This is a genomic window from Bradyrhizobium tropiciagri (assembly GCF_018130545.1).
Lineage (GTDB): Bacteria > Pseudomonadota > Alphaproteobacteria > Rhizobiales > Xanthobacteraceae > Bradyrhizobium > Bradyrhizobium tropiciagri_A.
In genome coordinates this window covers 1217470-1242084 of sequence record NZ_JAFCKF010000002.1, presented here as the reverse complement: position 1 = coordinate 1242084, position 24615 = coordinate 1217470, and the positions used below count along the sequence as shown (strand labels likewise).

24 protein-coding genes are annotated in these 24615 nt (G+C 61.2%); 15 read left to right on the top strand and 9 right to left on the bottom strand.

The genetic code is table 11. The features are described 5' to 3' along the window. Nucleotides 1–322: 322 nt before the first annotated feature. The gene (locus tag JQ616_RS12555; RefSeq protein WP_212014703.1) at nucleotides 323–946 is read right to left on the bottom strand and encodes a hypothetical protein; all 624 of its coding nucleotides are present in this window, start codon (nucleotides 944–946) and stop codon (nucleotides 323–325) included. Nucleotides 947–1606: 660 nt separating this feature from the next. Between JQ616_RS12555 and JQ616_RS12550 the strand changes: the two genes are divergently transcribed. Further along, the gene (locus tag JQ616_RS12550) at nucleotides 1607–1786 is read left to right on the top strand and encodes a hypothetical protein (protein ID WP_212014701.1); all 180 of its coding nucleotides are present in this window, start codon (nucleotides 1607–1609) and stop codon (nucleotides 1784–1786) included. A gap of 336 nt (nucleotides 1787–2122) precedes the next feature. Here JQ616_RS12550 and JQ616_RS12545 read toward each other — a convergent pair whose 3' ends face one another. Further along, a complete protein-coding gene (locus JQ616_RS12545) occupies nucleotides 2123–2830 on the bottom strand; it encodes a recombinase family protein (protein ID WP_212014699.1) in 708 nt (235 codons plus the stop codon). Nucleotides 2831–2995: 165 nt separating this feature from the next. Here JQ616_RS12545 and JQ616_RS12540 point away from each other — a divergent pair, with 165 nt between their 5' ends. The 5 genes from JQ616_RS12540 to JQ616_RS12520 all read left to right on the top strand — a co-directional run bounded on the left by JQ616_RS12540 (nucleotide 2996) and on the right by JQ616_RS12520 (nucleotide 6823). Continuing rightward, nucleotides 2996–3757, top strand: a complete 762-nt coding sequence (locus JQ616_RS12540; protein ID WP_212014697.1) for a hypothetical protein — start codon at nucleotides 2996–2998, stop codon at nucleotides 3755–3757. Further along, nucleotides 3744–4844, top strand: coding sequence for a pentapeptide repeat-containing protein (locus tag JQ616_RS12535; RefSeq protein ID WP_212014695.1), 1101 nt, complete (start codon nucleotides 3744–3746; stop codon nucleotides 4842–4844). The genes JQ616_RS12540 and JQ616_RS12535 overlap by 14 nt, the downstream gene beginning before the upstream one ends. A 32-nt stretch (nucleotides 4845–4876) precedes the next feature. Continuing rightward, nucleotides 4877–5683, top strand: a complete 807-nt coding sequence (locus JQ616_RS12530) for a TIR domain-containing protein (RefSeq protein WP_212014693.1) — start codon at nucleotides 4877–4879, stop codon at nucleotides 5681–5683. Between the two features lie 54 nt (nucleotides 5684–5737). After that, on the top strand, nucleotides 5738–6154 hold the full coding sequence (locus tag JQ616_RS12525) for a hypothetical protein (RefSeq protein WP_212014690.1): 417 nt from the start codon (nucleotides 5738–5740) through the stop codon (nucleotides 6152–6154). Nucleotides 6155–6280: 126 nt separating this feature from the next. Next, complete coding sequence (locus JQ616_RS12520; protein ID WP_212014688.1) at nucleotides 6281–6823, top strand: hypothetical protein; 543 nt, start codon at nucleotides 6281–6283, stop codon at nucleotides 6821–6823. Here JQ616_RS12520 and JQ616_RS12515 read toward each other — a convergent pair whose 3' ends face one another. Further along, a complete protein-coding gene (locus JQ616_RS12515; RefSeq protein ID WP_212014686.1) occupies nucleotides 6824–8140 on the bottom strand; it encodes a tyrosine-type recombinase/integrase in 1317 nt (438 codons plus the stop codon). Nucleotides 8141–8394: 254 nt separating this feature from the next. Here JQ616_RS12515 and JQ616_RS12510 point away from each other — a divergent pair, with 254 nt between their 5' ends. Further along, on the top strand, nucleotides 8395–8802 hold the full coding sequence (locus JQ616_RS12510) for a GNAT family N-acetyltransferase (protein WP_212014846.1): 408 nt from the start codon (nucleotides 8395–8397) through the stop codon (nucleotides 8800–8802). Between the two features lie 7 nt (nucleotides 8803–8809). Here the strand turns inward: JQ616_RS12510 and JQ616_RS12505 are convergent, their stop codons facing one another. The 4 genes from JQ616_RS12505 to JQ616_RS12490 form a co-directional block, all read right to left on the bottom strand. After that, nucleotides 8810–9112: a hypothetical protein gene (locus JQ616_RS12505; RefSeq protein WP_212014685.1), complete on the bottom strand. Its 303-nt coding sequence runs from the start codon at nucleotides 9110–9112 to the stop codon at nucleotides 8810–8812. Between the two features lie 87 nt (nucleotides 9113–9199). Next, on the bottom strand, nucleotides 9200–9754 hold the full coding sequence (locus tag JQ616_RS12500; protein WP_212014684.1) for an invasion associated locus B family protein: 555 nt from the start codon (nucleotides 9752–9754) through the stop codon (nucleotides 9200–9202). A 57-nt stretch (nucleotides 9755–9811) separates the two neighbouring features. Continuing rightward, entirely contained in the window at nucleotides 9812–12958 is a 3147-nt protein-coding gene (locus JQ616_RS12495) for an efflux RND transporter permease subunit (RefSeq protein ID WP_212014683.1), read from the bottom strand. Next, nucleotides 12955–14124 carry an efflux RND transporter periplasmic adaptor subunit gene (locus tag JQ616_RS12490; RefSeq protein WP_212014682.1) on the bottom strand — a complete coding sequence of 390 codons (1170 nt, stop codon included), beginning with the start codon at nucleotides 14122–14124 and terminating at the stop codon, nucleotides 12955–12957. The genes JQ616_RS12495 and JQ616_RS12490 overlap by 4 nt, the downstream gene beginning before the upstream one ends. Before the next feature lie 182 nt (nucleotides 14125–14306). On the opposite strand from JQ616_RS12490, the gene JQ616_RS12485 reads away from it, so the two are divergent. The 7 genes from JQ616_RS12485 (at nucleotide 14307) to JQ616_RS12455 (ending at nucleotide 20969) form a co-directional block, all read left to right on the top strand. Further along, nucleotides 14307–14768 carry a MarR family winged helix-turn-helix transcriptional regulator gene (locus JQ616_RS12485; protein ID WP_212014681.1) on the top strand — a complete coding sequence of 154 codons (462 nt, stop codon included), beginning with the start codon at nucleotides 14307–14309 and terminating at the stop codon, nucleotides 14766–14768. A 126-nt stretch (nucleotides 14769–14894) separates the two neighbouring features. After that, a complete protein-coding gene (locus JQ616_RS12480) occupies nucleotides 14895–15134 on the top strand; it encodes a hypothetical protein (protein ID WP_212014680.1) in 240 nt (79 codons plus the stop codon). A gap of 250 nt (nucleotides 15135–15384) precedes the next feature. Beyond that, nucleotides 15385–17946: a TonB-dependent receptor gene (locus JQ616_RS12475; protein WP_212014678.1), complete on the top strand. Its 2562-nt coding sequence runs from the start codon at nucleotides 15385–15387 to the stop codon at nucleotides 17944–17946. A 20-nt stretch (nucleotides 17947–17966) separates the two neighbouring features. Next, nucleotides 17967–18656: a Fe2+-dependent dioxygenase gene (locus JQ616_RS12470; protein WP_212014676.1), complete on the top strand. Its 690-nt coding sequence runs from the start codon at nucleotides 17967–17969 to the stop codon at nucleotides 18654–18656. Between the two features lie 3 nt (nucleotides 18657–18659). After that, nucleotides 18660–19694: a tonB-system energizer ExbB gene (gene exbB, locus JQ616_RS12465; protein WP_212014674.1), complete on the top strand. Its 1035-nt coding sequence runs from the start codon at nucleotides 18660–18662 to the stop codon at nucleotides 19692–19694. A gap of 3 nt (nucleotides 19695–19697) precedes the next feature. After that, nucleotides 19698–20162: a TonB system transport protein ExbD gene (gene exbD / locus JQ616_RS12460; protein WP_212014672.1), complete on the top strand. Its 465-nt coding sequence runs from the start codon at nucleotides 19698–19700 to the stop codon at nucleotides 20160–20162. 12 nt (nucleotides 20163–20174) lie between these two features. After that, entirely contained in the window at nucleotides 20175–20969 is a 795-nt protein-coding gene (locus JQ616_RS12455) for a TonB family protein (protein ID WP_212014670.1), read from the top strand. Between the two features lie 107 nt (nucleotides 20970–21076). Here the strand turns inward: JQ616_RS12455 and JQ616_RS12450 are convergent, their stop codons facing one another. After that, on the bottom strand, nucleotides 21077–22072 hold the full coding sequence (locus tag JQ616_RS12450; protein ID WP_212014668.1) for a DMT family transporter: 996 nt from the start codon (nucleotides 22070–22072) through the stop codon (nucleotides 21077–21079). Between the two features lie 80 nt (nucleotides 22073–22152). Between JQ616_RS12450 and JQ616_RS12445 the strand changes: the two genes are divergently transcribed. Beyond that, complete coding sequence (locus tag JQ616_RS12445) at nucleotides 22153–23229, top strand: helix-turn-helix domain-containing protein (protein WP_212014666.1); 1077 nt, start codon at nucleotides 22153–22155, stop codon at nucleotides 23227–23229. Nucleotides 23230–23241: 12 nt separating this feature from the next. Here JQ616_RS12445 and JQ616_RS12440 read toward each other — a convergent pair whose 3' ends face one another. Then, nucleotides 23242–24462 carry an ABC transporter substrate-binding protein gene (locus tag JQ616_RS12440; protein WP_212014664.1) on the bottom strand — a complete coding sequence of 407 codons (1221 nt, stop codon included), beginning with the start codon at nucleotides 24460–24462 and terminating at the stop codon, nucleotides 23242–23244. Between the last annotated feature and the right edge of the window lie 153 nt (nucleotides 24463–24615).

The window sequence follows — 24615 nt, the reverse complement described above, 5'->3', positions numbered from 1 at the left end:
GCTACCGCCAAACCCCGCCGCTCGAAGGGGTCAAAATTGGACGCCGATGAGGGGTCAAATTTGCAAGCCGATTGACACCTTACCCCGCGAATTGCGGAGAGTGCGAGGGCTGGCACACCGTTGTATCTCGCGACGATAGGAACTTTTGTGTGGTTTGCCTCGATGTAACGGACGAACTCGATACTTGTGGGTTTTGTAACGAGGCGAGCACCGGCACACTAGAAAACAGTTACCTATTAGGATGCGGGCAATGTGATGGGAGCGCAGGTTGGAATGCAGGCAAGGATGACTAGCGTTGCGAGCGTAGACAGGACCGCGCGCCTCAGTAGAGCTTACCGTTCCAAATCACGCATACTTCGCGAAACGCATCAGCGTGCCTTTTCTTTGTGTCGTTGATCGCCGCTTCGACTTCCGTACGGAGTTCCCCGACAGCATCGCCTAGATTGAGATAAACCAATAGAAGCGGCTTCGCGGCGTACTTCTTGTCAGCTTTCTTTTGGACGCCGTTCGCAAGTTCGGCGGCGACCGTCTGCCCCAGGTTTGGATCAAACGGGACATGCGTGACCTTCGGACTTTCCTCGCGGTATTCGTCGCCGCGCCTCCTGCCCGGCCTTTGTATTTCCGTCACCTCGATGTCAAACATACCGTTTTCATCCTTTGCCTCTCCGTCGTGCTGATTGGCTAGTCGAACAGATTTCAGCGGACGGTACTTGAACAACTCTGCTATCGTCACCGCATCTAGCAGGAATTGTGCGTTCGGCTTGTTGAAAAGCACTGACGACTTAACCAACGGCATAAAGTCTTTGAGCTTCGCGCGAAAATCGTCAGGCGTCTGCCATTGCTCAAGAGCCTTCCGAGCATCAGCCATCTCTGCGTCTGTCGGCTCTGGCATTTCAGGTTTGCTCGCAGGTAATCCGCTTACGCTCTCTAACGCTTCATCTGCCATGGTTCTATCCCGAGTAGGTATTGCTCAGGTGACCGCTCAGAAGGCCACGTCCGCTCCCGTATACTGACGGGAACCTTTGCAAATTACCAGAGTTCGGAGGGACCCAGAGCTTTCACACGCCGATTTGGTCGAACAACAACACTGGCTTTAGATGCCCTTTTTGAAATCAAATTACCAAAATCCGTGCCGATTCGCCCGGCTGCTAGGGACCCAAAGCGTTGCTGAACCACAGCAGCACCGAAATCAGCGAGCTTCAGCTATGCGCCCGTACTGGCATCGGCGCTTCAACAACAGGCGCGCCAATGGCGAGTGGTTCAAGCTCACGAGTGATGCAGAGGCGTTCACGCGCCGAAAGTTCCAGTGACCATGCTGTCGTCAGGAATCGAGCAAGCGGCGCGCGTCATCCGCTCCAATTCTGGTGTGCTTCAGTAGCGCTTCAGCCGCGCGATGGACCTTTGCTTCGTGCAGAAGGAGCAAATCGTGAGCCCGCTGGTGTGCATCCATCCGAAGCTGTAGTCCTTCGTCTTCATCTATGTCTTCTAGTAGGTTCATTACCTTTACGTGGTCACCAAAACCAGCCAGGTCGTGCGTGGGGGCTTTGAAGACCTCCTGAGCCTCCAAGCCAGCGACACAAAGTGCAAGGCGATCTAGGAGAGGCAGGTGCTCATCATCCTGAACGTCAACTTCGCCGTTTCCGTCTTTGCCATCTGTGCCTATCTCCATTCGCGTGACGGCGAGCCCCAGCGCGAACGCAACGACAGCGTGCCCAGCCTCGTGATAAGCGGCACCGCGCCGGCTTCTGTCTCGTTTCGACTGTTGAGGCTGCATGTCATTCCTTAGCAAGAGTTGGATTGGCTGAGAGGGATATCTCTCATCCTTCATACGGCTTTGAGGGACCCGTTACCACAACCGGAGGCCTCAGAGGGACCCAGAGAGCTTTCACTCAGCGGTTTGGTCGAACAACAACGCGGGCTTTAGATACCCTTTTTGAAATTGGTTCGACAAAATCCGTGCCAATCAGCCCGTGCGCCAGGGACCCTAGAAGTGTGCGAGGAGGTGGCCAAGGCAGCGAAGAGCAGCGAGAGAGCCAAGCGCTGCTTCAGTGCGCACGTGGTCTCATGCTCTCGTTAGCGCCATCGGAAATCCGGCCTTCGCTTCCCGACAATGGGCCGCGCGTTAGGCTGCTGCTTTGGGCAAGCGGTTGAGGAGCCGCGCAACGGCCGTAGCGTGCCATGTACCCCCACGAGGCGCGTTGATGCCTTGGCTGTTTAGCTCCTCAGTGATGCCACGGACGCTCGTGATGCCTGAGCGCTTGATGCCATCAATGATCCCCTGAAGGTCCATAGCGCGCTGTGCGGCCTTCTCCTTGATCCGCGCCACTGCCTCAGCGTTGCCGGTCTGCTTACCACGGAGGGCACGAGCGCCGTTGGGGTTGCCCAGCTTCACCCCGCGCGCCTTGGCGGCTGCTAGGGCCTTCTTGGTGCGCTCTCCGATCAGGCCAGCCTCAAGCTCAGCTACGGAGGCCATCTGTGTGAGCAGGAATTTGCCCATGGGGCCAGGAGGCACAGACGGCAAGTCACAAAACACAAGATCAACGTCGCTCGCCACGAGGGAGCGCAGAAGGTCCACGTTACGTGTCAGGCGGTCCAGCTTGGCGAAGACCATCTTTGCGCCGATGGCCTTGGCATGGGAGAGGGCGGCTGCGAGCTTCGGCCGGTCGGACTTCCGCCCACTCTCCGTCTCTACGTACTCTGCTACCAGGGTCCAGCGGCCGCCATTGAGGTAGCTGGTCACGGCTTCGCGCTGCGCTTCAATGCCCAAGCCGCTTCGTCCCTGCTTGTCGGTCGAGACCCGCAGGTAGGAGATAAATTTTCCCTGTGCCACGGCTGAAAGCTCCCAAACACATTTCGATCTAACGGACGTTAGATGGATTTGTGCACGTGAACAACCGGCGTTTGTGAATCACAGGGATTCCCCTTTTGCATAGCTATGCGCGCGCGCCGCCGTTGGGCACCCTCTGGTTGAGCCGATTCGTCTGGAGAGCGGATAATGCCGACCGATAACAATGCCCTTCCGCAGCTGCTGGAACTGAAGCTGCGTGTCAAAGCATGTGAAGAGGAGGAGGGGCAAAAAGAAGTACGCGCCGATCTGCGCATCTATTGTTCGGAAATCGACGGGCCCGATGACTGTGTCATCTCTGTTCGACTGAATAGGGCAACGCTGGACCTCAATCTAATCGGCTTGGACACGGTGGCAAACAGTCGTCTGGGTGAGCCTGTTCGGAATCAGAAGCTCGTGGCGAAGCAAACAAACACGATCAGGACGACAGTAGATGGGAAGGTCGCGGCGCATGCGGGCGTGGACTTGGCCAAGCTCAATCCAGCAAGCCTCAAGCTTTCGGCTGACGCTTCTGCGGAGGCAAAGGTAACGTCACTTCAGACTTCCAAGCAGGAAATTGCGGAATACACGGTCAAGGCACGTGGAGGAGATACCTGGGAGGTCCGAGAGCCGCCGACTAAAGGTCAAGGTTCGGAGCATCCGTCACTGGATGGGACCTATTTGCTGGACGACACTCTATGTCGCGCTAGTCCCCAGAGAGGAGCGAACATGATGAGCGTCGGCTTACTGGCGTATGCCAAGCAGCGTGATTTAAAGCTCGAACTTATTAAGGGACACCTTTGGCATACGTTCATGAGTGCAGGTCAGGAGAAGCTTTTCAAAATACTGGTCGCCAAATCGCTGGGCCAAATGGGCAGCAAGTACGCAGGTATCGTTAAGCTCTCCCATTCGGAGATTGATGTTGAAGACTGACGAGATTGTAGGCGTAAGCTTGCCACCAGATTTCTGGGAACAGGCGCAATCGCTCCTATCGACCAAAGAGCAAAACTTCGTGGCTCAAGCCGAGACAATTGGCTTGGATCGGTTACGAGATTTTCGACACGCGGACCTGAAGGGTGTTGATTTTTCAAACTGCGATCTGCGCGGCTTTGATTTCACCGGAGCTGATTTGCGGGGCTGCTACGGAACCAGTGTCCGGTGGGACGCGAGCACTGTGTTCAACAACGCCGATGCTGATGATTCTTTGTTTGAGTATCACATTGAGAAGCGAAAGTACTTTGATGTTCGCCCAGAGGAGTACGCCATCGCTCGCAGGTTGGCTGGAGAGCTATGGAGCAACGCCGTGCTAGGCGTAGAGGGTTTGCTTAGGTCAGACAAAGGTAAGGACGGGTCCGTTAAAATCGCGCAGGCTGTGTTCGATGAAACTGAGAGTACGGTCGTTCGCTCCAACATCTTGGCATTCATGCGGGTAGCTAGCGCTAGCGCTGAGGAGCACAAGGCGTTCGTATTCAGTGCCTTTGCGCGCTTCTCGGATCAGCCATCAGTTGTAGTCGCGGGAATCAGAGCACTTAGCGCGTTTTATAGAGACGACATTACCGTGTTCAATTGGCTTAGGTGCTTCCTAAAGGCTGAAGATCGGAACATGAGGCGTGAAGCGTTCAAAGGTCTTCTTGCCTCTAAGCACTTCATGCGTGGCATTAGCTCTCTTCGACAGTATGCGATTAGCTCGGAGGATAGCCTCACCCGAAGAATGCTTCTGGGGCGCTTGGCTGCCTTCGCTGGCCCCGGATATGTTCGAGCCGCGAGAGACACAGAGGTGTCAAACTATCTAGATTTTGCGGTACCAATAACCAAGAAGAAGCTACTGGCGATGGCTGCTCAAACGCTCCAATTGCAACGCCTAAGCGTGCGCGAATTGGCGACCAGTCACAACGCCACGGAGGCTGGTGCTATCGTCCGCGTGCAAGAGCATGAAATTAGAGAAATGGCGCGGGATTTTAGGAAGTATCTCTCGGCGTTAGGTAAGCAGTATAAAATACCCTTTGTCTTTGATCTCTAAGCCGGCAGACCATTCGTAAAACGGAGAGCCGCATGGCGCTCACCAAGAGAAAAAAATACCCGAGAACAAAGTTCGGGGTGGAGGTCTTGCGAGACGCCCTTCATCGAATGGGACCTCCGGAAAAAATGAAACCAGTTTCGTTGTCTGTAGAGGGCGCGCGCGACGTTGAGTGGTCGTTTGATGAAATGGAGGAGTTTTTCGCTGCGTACCGCGAGCCAGACACGGTGAGTTCGGAATTTAGCTTTCAAGAGTTAGGGGGCTTCGCAAACCTTTCTGTCACCTTTTCAACCAGTATGACCCGTGTGCGCGTCCGGAGAAATCAACGAAGCGAGATTGAGCACGTGTTCGCGAGCTTTGAGGCGTCGGCTGTAGCGAGTTTGTTGCCGCCTGAAGAGACCGAAGACATTCTCAAAGACAGCCTCTCGATCTTCATCGGTCACGGGCGCAGTAATGTGTGGCGTGATCTGAAGGATCATTTGCACGAGAAGCATGGCTTTCAAGTGACAGCGTATGAAACAGGTCCAAGAGTAGGGCTTCATATTGCTGATATCCTACAGGAGATGGAGGACGAGGCGAGCTTTGCTATTTTGGTGATGACGGGCGAGAACCTGGACGCCGCTGGACTGCTGCACGCTCGCGAGAACGTCATACACGAAACGGGTTTGTTTCAAGGCCGGTTGGGCTTTCATCGCGCGATTGTCCTGCTCGAAGATGGTTGTGCCGAGTTCTCCAATGTGGCGGGCATTCAGTACCTACCCTTCTCGAAGGGGAATATAAAAGAGACGTTTGGAGAGGTCTTGGCCACAATCCGACGAGAGTTTGGTTCGAAGGACGGTTAGAACACGCTGAGAGAACAGCGGACGTGGCGAGTAGAAAAGCTGGGAAGTATCGCGATGGGGGACTTGGTCAAGGCATTGGGCTTGATAGCGCTGGCCGTAACTCTTTATTACGGGCTCAGGACCGATGCTCCGTATCAGGATAAGCCATGGCGGTCTTACGGTTTAAATAAGTCAACCGGCAAACTGGAGTGGTCTTCCTTCGACGAGTTCAAGTCGCTCGATGAGTGCAAGTTCAGCGCCGAAAAGGCTCTTAACAGCGGATACTATCAACAGCCATCGGGGTGCCTCTACAGAGGGTACCAGAACCCTTACGTCCAATGGCTGGTGAACAAGGTCGTGGGAGATGGTATGTTCAGGTGCATCGCTCAAAGGAAGGCGCGGGACAAGTATGAAGACTTCGTCTATGCGCCTGTTTTGCGCGACTTTCCGTCAGATCACAGCGAGACTTGGGATTGTGTCTTGAGCGGCTAGCGATGCCCAGGCACAGCAGGCGATCAAATGTACCTGCAATTAGTCTGCAAAAACCTACATTAGGTGAGGTCAACGACTCGTGCGAGCCTACTCACTGGAGCCGTAGAGGGCTCTGGAGGGCGCAAGATGGCAGACAAGAAGTTCAAGTACGTCCCGTTCGTGACCGAGATTATGACCGCGCGCTATCCGAAGCTGTCGGAGCCGGACACCCAGGGCGAGTATGCTGATGGCAAGTACAAGACGGAAGCGACTGCCAGCAGGGACTACACGGAGCGCCTGCAAGGTGAAATCCAACGGGTCGTAGAGGCTAACTTCCCACGCAGGAAGAGCGTGCACGTTCCGTGGAAAGAGACGAAGGAGCGCGAGATTGCCTTCATCTTCAAGTCCCCGAAGAAGAAGCCCGTGCTCACCGATGCCAAAGGTAATCCTCTTAATGCTGGCATCATCATCCGTGGCGGCGCGCTTATCCGCCTCATAGGCGTCATCGCAGCGTGGGAGAAGGGTGCCAAGCGAGGTGTGTCGCTTTGGCCGGACGCGGTGCGTGTCATCAAACTCGCTAACGGCTTCGACGCTTGTGTGATGATTGATGATCCTGATGGAGGCTTTGACGGCTCTCTGGGGTTTGGACCGCCTGAAGACGGCTATGACGGGACTGCCCCGACTGCATAGCTATGTTGCTATCGCCTTCATCACTTCGGTTCCGTAGTCCACCTTCTCGATAGCCTTTCGTAGGTTCACAAGGTCGCCCTTGGAGTAGTGACCATAGGTCATGCTTCCCTTGCGGCTATGTCCTACGAGGAGCTTGACGGTGCTCTCTGGCACCTCCAGCCCTTCCATGCGTGTGATGAAGGTATGTCGGAGGGCGTGGAAGTCCTGCTTGTCTCCAGTGACCCCAACTTGATCCCGGAAGCGACCATACGCCTTGCTGATGTACCATGAGCGCTTGTCGTCCGGCCCGCCCGGCTCAAGGCCGGCGAACAGATATTCATCCTTGTCCTTCAGGCGGCGCTCTATGATGCTCACGGACATGGGATGGACAGGTATCTCACGTCTAGCTGCGCGCGTCTTACCGCTAGTGATGACTAGCCAATATCCGTCCTCGCGCTTGTGAACGTCAGAGCGCTTCAAGGCGCACAACTCCTCCAAGCGCGCGCCATGGAGCAGGGCGAGCCTAAGAAGGTCGCTCAAGACCTGGGCGAACTTCGGCGTGCTGTAGCGGCCTTTGAGGAGCTTCAAAAGCGCGTCGTCGCTTAGGCGCTTGCGGTCGGGGTCCTGCTTCTTGCCAAGTTGCTGACCAAGCCAAGGATTGTCCCCAGCTACACCACGTCCTTTGAGCCAACGCCAGAGAGAGGAGAGGGAAGAGACGTGCCGTCTAGCGGTCGCGCGCGCAAAGCCAGAGGCGTTCATTAGCTCTGTCACGTATTCTCCCGCCTTTTTCCGGGTCACCTCCTCAATGGACACACTATCGCTGGCCCAGCCCATAAAGCGCTTTATGGTGCTCTCGTGCTGGCTCTTTGTTTGGCCTGCGTGCTGCACCTCATCCAACCAGTTCTGATATTGGTCCTTCAGCAGCGTGGCTTGACCCGTGGCAGCGTTGTAGAAGTGCGCAGCGGCCTCAGAGCCCTCTTTGTCCAGTATCTCGCGCGCCTTAGCCTTCAGCCGGTCAAGCTCTTCTTCGTATTCGTTCCACTCGTGCTCCTCTTCGTCCTCGTGCCACACGTTCTTGGAGCTTTCGAGGGCTTGGCGGAACTCGGCCGCCAGCCGGGACAGCTTCGCATCATCATCGCTGCCCCCCTTCGCCAGTTCAGCAATGCGCCTGTGGAAGTCAGCGACATAGAAGTGCTTGCGCTTGTTCGCCTCAGCGAGGCTGTCAGTGCCCAGGGACTTTTTGAAGCGTTTCCGGCCTGCTTTGGCCTGTAGCGGTTTGGGTACCTCCACCACGACCGAATACGTGTTGTACTGCTTGACGAGATACTTCCGGTCCATGGCAAACCACCTAGATGACCCACCTAGACTTATTGCCAAAAAACGCTATAAACAAGCCATTCTAGGGCTTCCGAGACGTTCTGGCAGAGTATCCAGGTTCCCCAGCCAATCTTGCCCCGGTGGCACGACGATCGTCCGAAATTTCCTGAGATTGCCCGCAAGCGGCATCGAGACTGGATTAGCCCGGCGTAATCCACCATGGTCTCGCGCCTGCGGTCCCGGCCGCTCGGATGTTGCGACAGAGGTCTAAGGTGATGGACGAAATTCTCTATGCCCGCGAGTCGTCGATCGGCGTCGACGAGTTCATCGACGTGCTGCGCCAATCGGGCCTCGGCGAGCGGCGTCCGCTCACGGATACCGACCGGATGGGGCGCATGATCGCCAATGCCAATTTGATCGTGACCGCGCGGCAAGCGGGCAAACTGATCGGCGTCTCGCGGGCGCTGACCGATTTCGCCTACTGCTGTTATCTGTCCGATCTCGCGGTCGATCGCGGCTATCAGGGCCACGGCATCGGCAAGCGCCTGATCGCGGAAACGCGGCGGCATGCAGGGCCGGAATCGATGTGCCTGTTGCTGTCGGCGCCTGACTCGGTCAGCTTCTACAAGGCGATCGGCATGCCGCAGCCGGACAACGCCTTCCTCTACAAGCGCGAGCGCTAGCAGAGCCCTACTGCTGGCCGGCGGGCGGGCGCAGCTGCTCGAGCGCGGGCACCGGCTCGTCGGCATGCTCGCGTGTGGTGCGAACGTGTTTCACGTCGGCGTCGGGCAGCGCACCGCCGTTGTACCTCGTCGACGACGATCGGCCGTCGGGTAGCTCAGTCTGCGGCCGTACCTTGACGTCGCGGATCGTGGGCTGGCCCGTCGATGTCGCCGGTGGCGGCGTCAGCGGTTCTGCGGATGCAGCCGTGCCTGATATCGCAAACAGGATTGCGATCAGCTGAAGGCGATTGAGATCCGATCTGCGCATCATGCTCTACCACCGCTGCCGCAGTTTGCGGCTGTCGCGGCAGGTTAGACCAGCCTGCGCGGGGCGGGAAGCGGATCGCGCGGGGCGGCGCTACTTGATCTTGTCGTACACCGTCGCGAAGTCGGCGAGCGGCATCGGGATCGAGATGGTTTCCTTGCCGAGGTTCTGGAACGATACCTTGAGCTGCTTGCCCGATCTAAGCTGCGCCAGGACATCGGCGGCGATCGGCGCATTGATGTAGCAGCCGCGGGCCTCGCAGGTCTGGATCGGCACATCGACGGCCTTGCCGTCGTCGACCTGCAGCTTGGCACCGACGGGCAGGTTCAGCCCGAGCGGAAGCTGGATCAGCGCAACCGGCGTGCGGGTGTCGCCTGGAACGCGGATATTGACCAGCACGATCAGCTGGCCGGTCTTGGTGAGAACAGCGGTCTGCTCCATCGCGCATTCGAGCGGCGCATCGCGGCTCGCGCTGGTGCAGCGCGCGACCCAGCCGGTGTTGTTGGGGGCGGCGGCGTCGCCTTGAGGAGCTGCCGGAGCGGCGGCCGGAGCCGGCGCAGTCTTGCCCTTCGGCGTCTGGGCGTGGCCGAGGCCCGCCATGCCGAACACGGTGAACAGAACGACGAGCGATCTTGCGACAATCTTCACGATACCGGCTCCGAAATGAACATCTTTCGGATGTGCCGGTATGTGGGCAAAGTCAAGTCACTCGGCGGCCTGCTTGACCGATCCGTCCTCGCCATCATCGGCGTCATGGTCGGCGCGCGGCGAGCGGCCCCAATTGGCAAATGCGTTGGAGAGCTTGTCGAGATAGAGATAGACGATCGGGGTCGTGAACAGCGTCAGCGCCTGGCTGACGATCAGGCCGCCGACCATGGCGTAGCCGAGCGGCTGGCGGATTTCCGAGCCGGTGCCTGTGCCGAGCATCAGCGGCACGCCCCCGAGCATTGCCGCCATCGTCGTCATCATGATCGGACGGAAGCGGAGCAGGGCGGCCTGGCGGATCGCCGCCTCCGGCTCCAGATGCTGGTCGCGCTCGGCGGCGATGGCGAAGTCGACCATCATGATGCCGTTCTTCTTCACGATGCCGATCAGCAGGATGATGCCGATCAGCGCGATCAGCGAGAAGTCGAAGCCGGCCGCCATCAGGATCGCCAGTGCGCCGACGCCGGCCGACGGCAGCGTCGACAGAATCGTGATCGGGTGGATGTAGCTCTCGTAGAGAATGCCGAGGATCAGGTAGACCACCACAAGCGCCGCCAGGATCAACAGCGGCACGGTCGAGAGCGATTGCTGGAATGCCTGCGCGGTGCCCTGGAAGCTCGAGCTCAGGGTCGGCGGCGCGCCGAGGTCGACCATCGCCTTCTGCACCGCCTCCGTCGCCTGACCGAGCGCGACGCCCTGCGCCAGGTTGAAGGAGATCGTGATCGCCGGGAACTGGCCCTGGTGGCTGATCGACAGCGGCCGTACCGGCACGGTGGTCCACTTCGCAAAGGTCGACAGCGGCACCTGTTCGCCGGTCAGCGGCGATTTGACATAGATGTTGTTGAGCGTGTCGACCGAGCCCTGCAGCTCCGGCAGCACCTCGAGGATGACGTGGTAGCTGTTGAGCTGGGTGAAATACTGCGTCACCTGGCGCTGGCCGAACGCGTCATAGAGCGTGTCGTCGATCAGCTGCGGCTGGATGCCGTAGCGCGAGGCGGTGTCGCGGTTGATCTTCAGCTCGACCGTGGTGCCGTTGGTCTGCTGGTCGGTCGCGACGTCGCGCAGCTGCGGCAACGTCTGCATCTTCGAGAGGATCTTCGGCGCCCACTGGTTCAGTTCGTTGAGGTCAGCATCCTGCAGCGTGAACTCGAACTGGGTGCGGGTCGGGCGGCCGCCGAGGCGGACGTCCTGCGCGGCCTGCATGAACAGCCGGGCACCGAGCACCTTCTCCAGCTTCGGCCGCAGGCGGGCGATGATCTGCTGCGCGTTGGCATCGCGGTCGCTCAGCGGCTTGAGGGTGATGAACATGTTGCCGTTGTTGCCGGCCCGGCCGCTGCCGCCGATTGCCATCGCCACCGTCGCCACGCCGGGGTCCTGCATGACGATCTTGCTGAGTTCCTCCTGCTTGCCCTTCATTTCAGCGAACGAGATGTCCTGGCTGGCTTCCGAGGTCGCGGTGATCAGGCCGACGTCCTGCTGGGGGAAGAAGCCCTTCGGGATGATGACGAACATGTAGACCGACAGCGCCAGCGTCGCGAAGAAGACCATCAGGGTGGTGAACTTCCAGCGCAGCGCGAGGTCGAGCCCGCTCTGATAGCCGCGCAGCATCGCGTCGAAGCCGCGCTCGCTGAGCTTGTAGAGGCGGCCGTGCTTCTCCTCATTGTGGGCGCGCAGGAAGCGCGAGGCCATCATCGGCGTCAGCGTCAGCGACACGAACATCGAGACGAAAATCGTCATCGCCAGCACGACCGCGAATTCGCGGAACAGGCGGCCGATGATGCCGCCCATCAGCAGCAGCGGGATCAGCACCGCGACCAGCGAGATGCTGATCGAGACGATCGTGAAGCCGATTTCCTTGGCCCCCTTGAAGGCGGCGGCCATCGGCCTCTCGCCTTCCTCGATGTAGCGGCTGATGTTCTCCAGCATCACGATGGCGTCGTCGACCACGAAGCCGACCGCGATCGTCAGCGCCATCAGCGACAGATTGTCGAGCGTGTAGCCGAAGATCCACATCAGCGCGCAGGCGCCGAGCAGCGCCAGTGGCACGGTCACGGCCGGGATGACGGTGGCCCAAAAGCTGCGCAGGAAGGCAAAGATCACCATCACGACCAGGAAGATGGTCAGCAGCAGGGTGAACTGGACGTCCTCCACCGCGGCGCGGATCGTGGTGGTGCGGTCGCTGATGACCTCGATCTTGACCGCCGGCGGGATCGCCGCGACCAGCCGGGGCAGCGCCGCCTTGATCTTGTCGACGGTGTCGATGACGTTGGCACCGGGCTGCTTGAACACAACGAGGAACACGCCGCGCTTGCCATTGGCCCAGGCCGCCTGCTTGGCGTCCTCAGGTCCGGTAACCGCCTGGCCGATGTCGCGGATCCGCAGCGGCCCGCCGTTGCGGTAGGCGATGATGACGTCGTTCCATGGATCAGCCGTCAGCAGCTGGTCGTTGGCGTAGATGGTGTAGGCACGGGTGGCGCCGTCGATATTGCCCTTCGGGCTGTCGACGGTTGCGATGTTGATCGCGGCGCGGACATCTTCCAGGGACAAGCCCTTGGCGACCAGTTTGGCGGGGTCGATCTGGACGCGGACCGACGGCTTCTGCTGGCCGCCGATGATGACCTGCGCAACGCCGGAAATCTGGCTGATCTGCTGGGCCAGCTGGGCGTCGACGGAATCGCTGACCGTGGTCAGCGGCAGCGTGTCCGATGTCGCCGACAGCAGCATGATCGGCGCGTCCGCCGGATTGACCTTGCGATAGGTCGGCGGCGAGGGGAGGTTCTTCGGCAGCTGGCCGCTGGCGGCGTTGATGGCGGCCTGCACGTCGTTAGCGGCGCCGTCGATCGAGCGGTTAAGGTCGAACTGGATGGTGACCGACGCCGTGCTCAGATAGCTCGTCGAGGTCATCTGGGCGATGCCGGGGATCTGCGCGAACTGGCGCTCCAGCGGCTGGGCGACCGAACTTGCCATCGTCTCCGGGCTGCCGCCCGGCAGCGTCGCGGTGATCTGGATGGTCGGGAAGTCGACCTGCGGGAGCGGCGCGACCGGCAGCAGGGGATAGGCGACAAGGCCGACGAACAGGATGCCGGCCATCAGCAGCGAGGTGCCGATGGGGAAGCGAATGAATGGTGCGGAAATTCCGTCGCTCATTCCTGCGTGACCTTCGACTGGGACTGATCCGAGCTCGCCACCGCCGTTGTCACCAGGGTTCCCGGCGAGACCTTGTACTGGCCCGCGGTAATCACCTGCTGTCCCGGCGACAGGCCCTCGTCGATCACCGACTTGCCGTCGATCGACTGGCTGACCTTGAGCTTGCGAAGCTCGGCCTTGTTCTCCTGATTGACTGAATAAGCGTAGAGGCCATCGGTGCCGTGCTGCACCGCGTCATCCGGGACGACGGTGGCATCCTTCAGGGTTCGGACCAGCAGCCGGGTCGAGACCGACTGGCCCGGCCACAGCGCATGGTCCTTGTTGTCAAACACCGCCTTCAGCCGAACAGTCCCGCTTGTGGTGTCGACCTGATTGTTGATCAGCGCCAGGGTTCCGGTGGACAGCACCCGCTTGCCGTCGGTGGTCAGGGCAATGGTCTTGGGCGGCGCCACGGCCAGCGCCGCCTTGATATCGGGCAGCTGGTCTTCCGGGGCGGTGAAGATCACCGTGATCGGCTCGATCTGGGTGATCGTGACGATGCCGGTCTGGGCCGAGGCGTTGACGATGTTGCCGATATCGACCAGGCGCAAGCCGACGATGCCGTCGATCGGCGACTTCACGGTGGTGTAGTCGACCTGGGTCTGCGCGTTGAAGATCGCGGCCTCGTCGGCTGCGATCTGCGCGGTGAGCTGGGCCACGGTGGAGCGCTGGGTATCGAGCTGCTGGCGGGTCGCGAACTCGCCGAGCTTGGTGTAGCGCTGCAGGTCGAGATTGGCGTTGGCGAGGTTGGCCTCGTCCTGGGCCTTCTTGGCCTTGGCCTGGTCGAGCGTTGCCTGATAGGGCCGCGGATCGATCTCAACCAGCGTATCGCCCGCCTTGACGAACTGGCCTTCCTTGAAGGCGATCTTGGTAATCTGGCCGTCGACCCGGGTGCGGACCTGGACGGTGTTGAATGCCTGCACGGTGCCGAGACCGGTCAGATAGACCGGAAAATCGGCCTTTTCGACCGGCGATATCTTGACCGGAACGGCCGGGCGCTGGGCGGATCGCTTCTGCGCGGCCTCAATCGCCTGCTGGTTGAGCGAGTATTTTTGCCAGCCGAAATAACCGGCGGCGCCGACCGCAGCGATCACTAAAACCCAACCGATGGTGCGTGACTTTGACATGCGGACTCTTGGGTTCGACGTAACAATAAAGGGTGATCGAAACGGTTCACAGAGCTTGCGGATATAATATGCGTGCACTTAATGTGTAAACACACCAAGGCTTGAGAATCCTAAACATTTGGAAAGGTTTAGGCCAGAAACGAGCAGAAACAATACACCTGGGAAACGCACCGAGGATGCCTATGTCGCGCGATCTCAAACGCCAGTTCATTGCGCAGCTCGTCGAGAGTTCCCGGCTGCTGCGCAACTATATCGATCATCGCGCCAAGGCGCGAGGCACCACACGTGCTCAATGGATCGTGCTCTTCCGTTTGCGCGAGCAGGAGGGCTTGTCCCAGGTCGATCTTGCCGACGTCCTCGAATTGCAGCCGATCTCGCTGGTGCGGCTGCTCGACCGCCTCGTTGAGCATGGCCTGCTCGAGCGCCGTCCCGATCCCCGGGATCGCCGCGCCAATCGCCTGTTCCTGACCAACAGCGGGCGCCGGCTCGTCGACGATCTCGACAGTCTGCGCGATGCGATTGCCTGCGACGTGCTGCGCGATGTCTCGGACAAGCATGTCGAGAGTGGCCTCGCCACGCTCCGCGCGGTCAAGGACCGCATCAAGGCGCTCGGCGAAGAGGCGGAGCACATCGCCGCGAAATAGCGCGCGTCTCGTTGGCAGGCGGTCTGCTCTCTATCGGTTCATCTGTCGGGTTTGCGCGACGCGGTTGAAACGCCGTGGGATGTCGTCCATATCGCGCAGCGACGATATGAGTGGATGAGGACAACGATGGATGAGTTGAACGGGCGCATGATGGCGTGCCAGCTCCTGGTGACAGGATTGATCGCGCGCGTCGCCAACGAGCAGCGTGACCCGCTGCGTTTCCTCACCGACTTCCGTGACGAGATCAAAGCGGTCGCCAACGGCGTCAATATCGCCGGTCTCGAGAACAGCGACCGCGTGCGGCAGGTCGCGCAGCGGACCATCGACGAGCTGTTTTCGCTGATGAAGCCGCCAAGCGCCGAGTGATCGGAAAGGCGCATCGGCCGGTGCCTGCAACCATGCGAGGCATCAATTTAGAATGATTATTAGAACACTTAAAAACTAGAGTTTAGAATGATTTCAAACAAGAGATTAGAATCGCTTTGAATTGGGGCGATTCAAGCGAAGTGTTGCGCTCTCCGCATTGATAAAAAAAGTCACGCTCGATAACCGAAAGAGACAGTTCGTCGCACCGTGATTTCGCGAACGAACTTGGTTTTCTGGGGGCGTGCAAGAGATGAGCAATGTGAAGGCGCCGAGATCGCTGCGCTTCGATGCAGCGGTCGGTTCGGCTGAGGATACGGGTTATTCCGCGACGAAGGTCTCCGCGGTCGCGAGCCTGATCGCGATGGCGTCGTTGACGGGAGCTGAGGCGCAGCAGTCGAGCCTGCCGCCGGTGAATGTCGATGCCCCGGTCGCACGTCCGAAGCCCGTCTCGTCCAAGCCGACATCGGACCAGGTCCGCGCCCGCAACGCGCTGCGCCGCGCCGCGCGCCGCACCAACCAGCAGGCACAGCAGGCGCCGGTGCCGTTTCCCAACGCCGGCGGTCTTCCTGCCGACCGCGACCGCTATGCCGATCCGGCCGCGCCCTACAAGGGCGATCGTTTGCAGGCATCGGGAAAGTATCCCGAGCCGATCCTGAACACGCCGAAATCGGTCACCGTGCTGACCAAGGATGTGCTCGAAGACAAGAACGCCACCTCGCTGAAATCGGCAATCCTGTCGACGGCCGGCGTCACGCTCGGCACGGGTGAGGGCGGCAATGCGTTCGGCGACCGCTTCTTCATCCGCGGCTTCGATGCGCGCAACGACATCTTCATCGACGGCGTGCGCGACGCCGGTGTCAGCGTCCGCGAGAACTTCTTCACCGAGCAGGTCGAGATCCTGCGCGGCCCGGGCTCGTCCTTCGCCGGTCGCGGCACCACCGGTGGCGCGATCAACATCGTCACCAAGCAGGCGACGACGGACAAGAGCTTCTACAACATGGACACCTCGTTCGGCACCGATCGCACCAAGCGCGTGACGCTCGATGTCAACCAGGTGATCAGCCCGACGCTGGCGATCCGCGCCGGCGGCCTGTTCCAGGATGCCGGCGTCGCCGGCCGCAGCTATGTCACCGACAATCGCGACGGTGCATTCGTCGCCGGCACATGGAAGCCGGTCGACGCGGTGACGATCAGCGGTAACTACATTCACACCGAACTCACCGGCATCCCGGACTTCGGCGTGCCGTATTATCGGCCGAGCACCGCGAGCACGGCCGGCGGCCCGTTCCCGGATTTCGGCGTCAACCGCAACAATTTCTACGGCTTCGTCAATCGCGACTTCTTCAGGACCGGGCAGGATATCGGTACGATCAATGCCGAGGTGCGGATCACGCCGGACCTGACGATCAGCAACAAGATCAGGGAATCGCGCTCGACCCAGAACTACATCGGTACGCTGCCGGAATCGCCGACGCTGGCCGCAGGCGCTCCGTTCTCGGCGTATACGCTCAGCGCCAATCCGCAGAGCCGCTACCAGGTCACCGACGTGTTCGCCAATCAGACCGAGGCGACCTACAAGTCGGTCGACGGGCTCGGCTTCAAGCACACCACGACGGCCGGCGTCGAATACGACAACGAGCGCTCCTCGATCGACAGCTATACCGGCCTGGCCTCCGAAATCACGACCGGCGGATCGGCCTTCACGGGGACCGGCTCGCTCTCCGGCGTCAGCGTCTTCAACCCGCAATACACGAACATCCCGTTCACGAACACCGCGAGCCTCAGCGGCAGGCCGACCAAGATCGGGATCGACACCGTGAGCGGATACGTGATGGATTCCGCCAACTACAATGACTTCGTCATCCTCAATGGTGGCGTCCGCTACGACGACTACAAGATCAACACCTCCGGGTACGCATCGTCCGGCGCCTTCGGCCAGCAGTCAGCCGAGTTCGGGATGCCGAACTTCAACCTCGGGCTGACGTTGAAGCCGCTGCCGAACGGCAGTGTCTACGCAGCCTATGCGACCTCGTCCAATCCTGTCGGCGCCGAGTTCGACGGCACCAGCACGGCCTATGGCGGCATCAACCCGGTTCTCAACGGCGGCAACAACCAGATCTTCGGGCCCGAGAAGAACAAGGCCATCGAGGTCGGCACCAAATGGGAATTGTTCGATCGTCACTTGCTGGTGACGGCGGCATTGTTCCAGACCGAGAAGGAAAACGCGCGCGAAGCGCAGAACGTCAACAGCACGACTGCAGCGGCAGCGATCCCGGGATGTGTCTATCCGGCCGGAACGACCGGCAACGTATCCTGTATCACCGCAGGTGCGGCTTATCGCATTCGCGGCATCGATCTCGGTGTCGGCGGCAAGATTACCGACAAATGGAGCGTGTTCGGCGGGCTCGTGCTGATGCAATCGGCGGTGACGAAGTCGATGGCACCGCCGGCCAACACGATCCTGTACTCCAGCAACGTCGGACTGCCGCTGGCCAACGTCGCGCATCAGTCGTTCAGCATGCTGACCAAGTACCAGCTCACCGACATGTGGGAGCTCGGCGGGCAGGCGGTGTATCGCTCGAAGGTCTATGGCGGCACGCTGCTCGCGGCGAACCAGGGCACGTCGATCCCGAGCTACTGGCGCTTCGACGCCTTTGCCGAGGCCAAGATCGACAAGCACTGGACCATGAAGCTGTTCGTCAACAACATCTTCGACAAGCGCTACTACGACGCGCTGTACCAGAGCGCGGCGCCGTTCGTGCTGGAAGCGCCGGGACGCGCTGCGTATCTGGTTGTGTCTGCGCGTTACTGACGGAGGCTTCGCGGCACAAGATGCTGGTCTGTGTTCCCAACGTATTGAGCAAGGCTGATGTGGCGGACTTCCGTCGCATCATGGAGCAAGCCGAGTGGGAGGACGGCCGCTCGACCGCCGGTGCTGCGTCCGCGATGGTCAAGCGCAACGAGCAGCTGCCGCCCGATAGCGAGGTCGCGCGGCAGCTCGGCAACCGGATCCTGTCGGCGCTGTCGGCGAGCCCGCAGTTCATCTCGGCGGCGATCCCGCTTAGAATCTTTCCACCTTTGTTCAACCGCTACGCCGCAAGCGACGGGCACCATTTTGGCCTGCATGTCGACAATGCGGTGCGGGGCGACAAGCTGACCGGCTTGCGGATCCGCACCGACCTGTCGGTCACGCTGTTTTTATCGGAGCCGGAAGAGTACGATGGCGGCGAGCTCGTCATCGAGGACCTCTACGGATCGCATGAAATCAAGCTGCCGGCCGGCGATCTGGTGCTTTATCCTGCTTCCAGTTTGCACCTGGTGACGCCCGTTACGCGGGGAGTGCGGGTAGCGTCTTTTTTCTGGCTGCAGAGCATGGTACGGGATGCTCACGCGCGCAGCCTGATCTTTGATCTCGATACAGCGATCCAGGCTCTGGTGGAGCGGCTGGGGCGCGATGACCCTGAAACGGTCAAATTGACCGGGATTTATCACAACCTGATCCGTCACTGGGCTGAAGTGTAACTGATGATGACATTCAAGTTCCCCGCTGCATCCGCCATGGTCGCCTCGCTGGCGATGTTGATGCTGGCCGCGCCGTCTTCGGCGCAGCAGCAAACGGCGCCTGCCGCGCAGTCCGTGACCCGGCCGCAGCCGGCTCCGGCGGCTCAACCGCCGGCCGCCCAAACCCAGCCTGCAACCGCCGTCCAGGCGGCGCCGGTGGCTCAGCCGGCCGCGCCCGTGGCGCCGCAGGCCCAGGCGGCGGCGCCCGCCGCCGCGGCTCCGGCACCGGCGGCGCTCGAAGCGTCGCCCGCTGGCGGCGACGCCAAGTCGCCGAAGTCGACCGTGACCGGCCTGCACGAATTGTCGCCGTGGAATATGTTCTTGAACGCCGACATCATCGTGAAGGCGGTGATGCTTGGCCTTGCTTTCGCGTCGCTCGTGACCTGGACGGTGTTCATCGCCAAGATGTTCGAGCTGACCGTGGCGCAGAGCAAGCTGCGTGGCGCGCTCGCCAAGATCGCTGAATCGCGGTCGCTGGCCGAAGCTCAGTTCGCACTCGGCGCCAAGGGCAGCGTGCTATCGTCGTTCATTGCCGCCGCGATGCGCGAGGGACGGCTGTCGGCGGGCATCTCGAGCGATGCCGGCATCAAGGAGCGCGCCGCGTCGAGCTTTGCTGAGATCGTGCGCGCCGAAGCCCGCAAGATCCGCGTCGGCATGGGCCTGCTCGCGACCATCGGCGCGACGTCGCCCTTCGTCGGCCTGTTCGGCACCGTCTGGGGCATCATGAACAGCTTCATCGGCATTTCGAAGTCGCAGACGACGAACCTTGCCGTGGTGGCGCCGGGCATCGCCGAGGCGCTGCTGGCGACTGCGATCGGTCTCGTCGCGGCGATCCCCGCCGTGATCATCTACAACCATTTCTCGCGCGTCACGAAGGTCTATCTCGAGCTCGTCAACCGCGCCTCGGGCGCCGCGGGACGGTTGCTGTCGCGCGATCTCGATCGCACCCATGGTGACGTTCCGCGCAGCGCGCATGGACGCGCCGCGGCGGCGGAGTAGCCGATGGCAGTCTCGATCTCCGAGAATGACGGCGACGACGATTTCGCTGAATCCCACGAGATCAACGTCACGCCGTTCATCGACGTCATGCTGGTGCTCTTGATCATCTTCATGGTGGCGGCGCCGCTCTCGACCGTTGACCTGCCGATCGATCTACCGACCTCCAGCGCGACGCCGCAGAAGAAGCCGGACAAGCCGACCTATCTCAGCATCAAGCCGGACCTGACGCTGGCGATCGGCGAGAACGCGGTGAAGCGGGCCGAGTTGATCAACTCGCTGGATGCGGTGCCCGACATGAGCCGGGACAAATACGTGTTCCTGCGCGCCGATCGCAGCGTGCCCTATGGCGAGCTGATGGGCGTCATGGAGCTGCTGCGCGCCGGCGGCTACACGCATGTGAAGCTGGTCACGCTCGAGGGCGTTCCTGGCGCCCCCGCCGCGGCGCCGGCCGAGCCGGCCAAACCCTGACGGCGAGCAGCGATGTCGACCAATCCTGATCTCGATCTGCGGACGTCCAAGCGGCTCTGGGTGATCGCCGCGGTGACGGCGGTCGGGCTGCATCTGGGCGGCGCAGCGCTGGCGCTGACGAATTTGCGCGGTGACGACGGCGACGAGGGGCTTGGTGCTGCCGGCGCGGAGTATGCCATCGAGCTCGCCTCTCCCGATGTGCCTGAGGAAGCGGCACCGCCCGGTGCGCCGTCCGACGAGCAGCAGGCCGTGCAGGAGATGGCGCAGCAGAAGGCGGAGGTGAAGGACACCGACCTGCCTCAGGAAAAGCCTGTCGAGGCTGACGATCCCGATCGCATCGTGACGGAAGACACCGCCAAGAAGCAGAAGGAGGAGGAGGCCAAGGTCGCCAAGGTCGAGACCAACGCCCAGGAAGCGCAGCAGGCTTCAGAAGCGGCCGCGCCAACCAAGCTCGACGACGCGCGCCAGTCGGAGACGACGAAGGCCCCCAATCCCGGCATCGGCAAGGACAAGCTCGCGCTGACTGCCAAATGGGGCAAGAAGATCAGCGCCTATCTCGACCTGCACAAGAAATTCCCGGAGAACGGCAAGGCCAAGGAGGGCAAGGTGAAGCTTGCCCTGGTGCTCAACCGCCTCGGCAAGGTGTTGTCCGTCGCCGTGATGGAGACGTCGGGCGATGTCGCCTTCGACGACGCGGCAGTCTCGATGGTCCACCGTTCCGATCCGGTGCCGGCGCCGCCGGCCGGGCTGACCGAGGACCAGTTCTCCTTCACGCTTCCGGTCACATTCAACAAGCCGAAGAAGTAGCGAGCCGGGGCTCGCCGCATTCCGCGCGCGTATTCTTTCCAGCGCCTCTCGGGAGACCCCGGAGTGACCGCGCGGCGATCGATGGCCGATGCCGCGTTACATACCGGTCATGCGCGCCGCCGCAGGTAGAGATTGTTCAGGATCAGGGCGGCGCCGGTGACGCAGGCGCCAAGGGCCTGCGCGCGCGTCGGCACGACGCCGGTGATAGCCGAGACGATGAATGCGGTGATCGGCACGACGTCCATGAACAGTACGGCGTTCAGGGGCGTCAAAATTCTGTTGCCGAGATTCCAGCACAACACGCCCGCGACGCTCGAGATGAAGCTCATGTAGAGCAGGTGCGGAGCAACGGCGAGGAGATCGGCGGCTGTTGGCAGTGCGATCGCCTGCGTCAAGACCAGGATCGCGTTGATCGCGATCACCGTGGTCAGGCCGAGCGACATTGTCACGGTGGTGTATTTGAGGGCCGACCATTTTGCGAAGCGGTTCGCGCCGAAGGTGTAGACCAGCCAGAAGATCATGCCGAGCACGATCAGCGCGCTGGCTGAATAGTTCTGCGGTTCGCGCAGCAGCCCGCCGAGGTCTCCCCTCGTGATCACGAGCGCAACGCCGCAGAACGACAGCAGCACCAGCGACAGCGTGACGAGCGGCGGCAGGACGCGGCTGACGACCGAAATGATGAGGATGCCGAGCAACGGCTGCGTGGCGGCCATGATTGACGTGGTCAATGCTCCGTCGCGGCCGGCCAGTTGCTGGCCGAGAAACACCAGGAAGCCGAAACCGGCAAAGCCAACCGAACCCAGCAGCCAGGCAAGCGCGATCGGCTCGCCCTCGCGTTTCAGCGCGTCCGGCCCTTCCTTGACCCTGAGCAGCACGAGCGAGACGGCGGCCGCGATCAGATAACGCAGCGAAGTGAAGGTGAAGGGATCGATGTGCGTCAGCGCACTCGACATCACCGGAAACATCATGCCGAACGAGACCGTTGCGGCAAGGCAATACAGGCTTCCCTTGAGATACACGCCTTGCCCGGCCCCGAGCCGCGCGTGTTGAAGGGGGGTCTCGCCGGCGACGGAGGGGACCGGCGATGAGGCGGCGTTGTTCATGAATGGCTCCAGGCGGCAGCTCGGTTCGATAGAGAGGCCGGACCGTGCGCGCGCGAAGCCATTCTTGACCATTGGCACGAATGACATATATCGTGAATATCGTGCCAAAGTCAGCCAACAGGAAGACGCCGCCAAGCGGCAAGCCGGACCGTTCCCGTAACGGGGTCGTCGCGCTGCTCGCCTATGACGGCGTCAACGCCTTCGAACTCGGCATGGCGCTCGAAGTGTTCGGCATGCCCAACATCAGCCGCGATTGGTATCGCGTCGCTGTCTGTGCGGAGCGGCCGGGCATGCCGCTCGTGGCAGGTACCGGTGTCAAGATCGTCGCTGATGTCGGCTTCTCGTTCCTGTCGCAGGCCGGCACGATCATCGTGCCGGGTTGGCTGGACATCGAGGCGTCGCCGCCCGAGGCGGTGCTCGAAGCGCTTCGTCGCGCCCACGCGCGCGGCGTCCGCATCGCATCGATCTGCTCCGGCGTGTTCGTCCTGGCCGCCGCCGGGTTGCTGGAAGGGCGTCGCGTCGCGGCGCATTGGGCTCACGCGGAGCCGCTGCTGCTTCGGCATCCTTCCTTGCACGTCGACGCCAGGGTTCTCTATGTCGATGACGGCGACATCATGAGTTCGGCCGGCCGCGCCGCCGGCCTCGATCTCTGCATCCATATCGTGCGCAAGGATTTCGGGCCCGAGATCGCCAATGACGTCGCGCGGCGTCTCGTGATTCCCGCGCATCGCGAGGGTGGGCAGGCGCAGTTCATTCCAAGTCCTGTGGTGCTTGCCGAAGGCGATCCTCTCGCCGAACTCTGCGCATGGATGCGTGGGCATCTCGATCGGGATTTGACGATCGAGAGCCTGGCGGCGAAGGCCCGCATGAGCCGGCGGACGTTCATTCGGCGCTTCGAGCAAGCGACAGGACTGTCACCCGGTGAATGGGTGCTACAGGAGCGCGTGACGCGGGCGAGGGAGCTGCTGGAAGCAACCGGCATATCGGTCGAGGACGTGGCGACCGCGGTTGGTTTCGGCACGGCGGATACGCTGCGCCACCATTTCCGCACGCGTCTCGATACCAGTCCGATGCGTTATCGGCTCGGCTTCGCTCCCAAGGCAGGGCAGCTCCGCAGGGCGGGGCGGGTGAGCGAAGCTGACCCACCCGTGCGGTAGAATGCCGGCGTCCTAGCTCTTCTTTACCAGCGGGCAGGCGCTCTTCTCGAGCGGCAGGAAGGCTTCGTCCGCGGGGATGGTCGCCATCAGCTTGTAATAGTCCCACGGATATTTCGATTCCGACGGCTTCTTCACCTCGAACAGATAGGCGGGGTGGATCTTGCGGCCGTCGACACGGATCGAGCCCTTGCCGAACAGCGGATCGTCGGTCGGCAACTCCTTCATCTTGGCAACGACGGCACGGCCATCATGCGGATTGCCGCCGAGCGCTTCCAGCGCCTTGAAGTAATGGATCAGCGAAGCATAGACGCCGGCCTGCACCATGGTCGGTGGGTTCTTCTTGAACCGCTCCATGAAGCGCTTCGTGAAGGCGCGGGTCTGATCGTTCATGTCCCAGTAAAAGCTTTCCGTGAAATTCAGGCCCTCCGCAACGTTGAGGCCGAGCGAGTGTACGTCGGTCAGGAACATCAGCATGCCCGCGAGCTTCTGGCCGCCCGCGACGATACCGAATTCGGCCGCTTGCTTGATCGCGTTGGTGGTGTCGCCGCCGGCATTGGCAAGGCCGATGACCTTGGCTTTTGAACTCTGCGCCTGCAGCAGGAAGGACGAGAAGTCAGCCGTGTTGAGCGGATGCTTGACGCTGCCGAGCACCTTGCCGCCGCCCGCGGTAACGGCCGCCGTGGTGTCGCGTTCGAGCGCCTGTCCAAACGCATAGTCCGCCGAGATGAAGAACCAGGTGTCGCCGCCGGATTTGACCAATGCCCTGCCGGTGCCGTTGGCAAGCATGTAGGTGTCGTATGACCAGTGCACCGTATTGGGTGTGCATTGCGAGCCGGTGAGATCGGACGAGCCCGAACCGGAGTTCAAATTGACGACGTTCTTCTCCTTGGCGAGGTTCGCGATCGCGAGCCCGACATTGGAGGCCGCGAGATCGACGAACACGTCGACCTTCTCGACATCGATCCACTGCTTGCCGATGTTGACTGCGACATCGGGCTTGTTCTGGTGATCGGCCGAGATCAGGTCGATCTTCCAGCCCTTGGCCAGCAGACCGGAATCCTCGATCGCCATCTGCGCCGCCACCGTCGAGCCGGGACCGCCGATATCCTGATAGAGGCCGGACTGATCGCCGAGGGCACCGACCTTCACCACCTTGTCCATCGTCTGTGCCGATGCTGCGCCGGCGAATACGAGACTCGTGGTCATGATCAGGGCTGCAATGGAACGCTTCATCTTTCCTCCAGTATGATTTTTGTTTTTGAGTTCCGCATTATGCCCGGCATCGGGCGCATCGCCTAGGGCGCTGGCGTGATTGATCACGCGCGATATTCCACGTTGCGGCGATTGAGCGATGAATGACGCGCGGCGGGATGCCGCGGCGTCCGT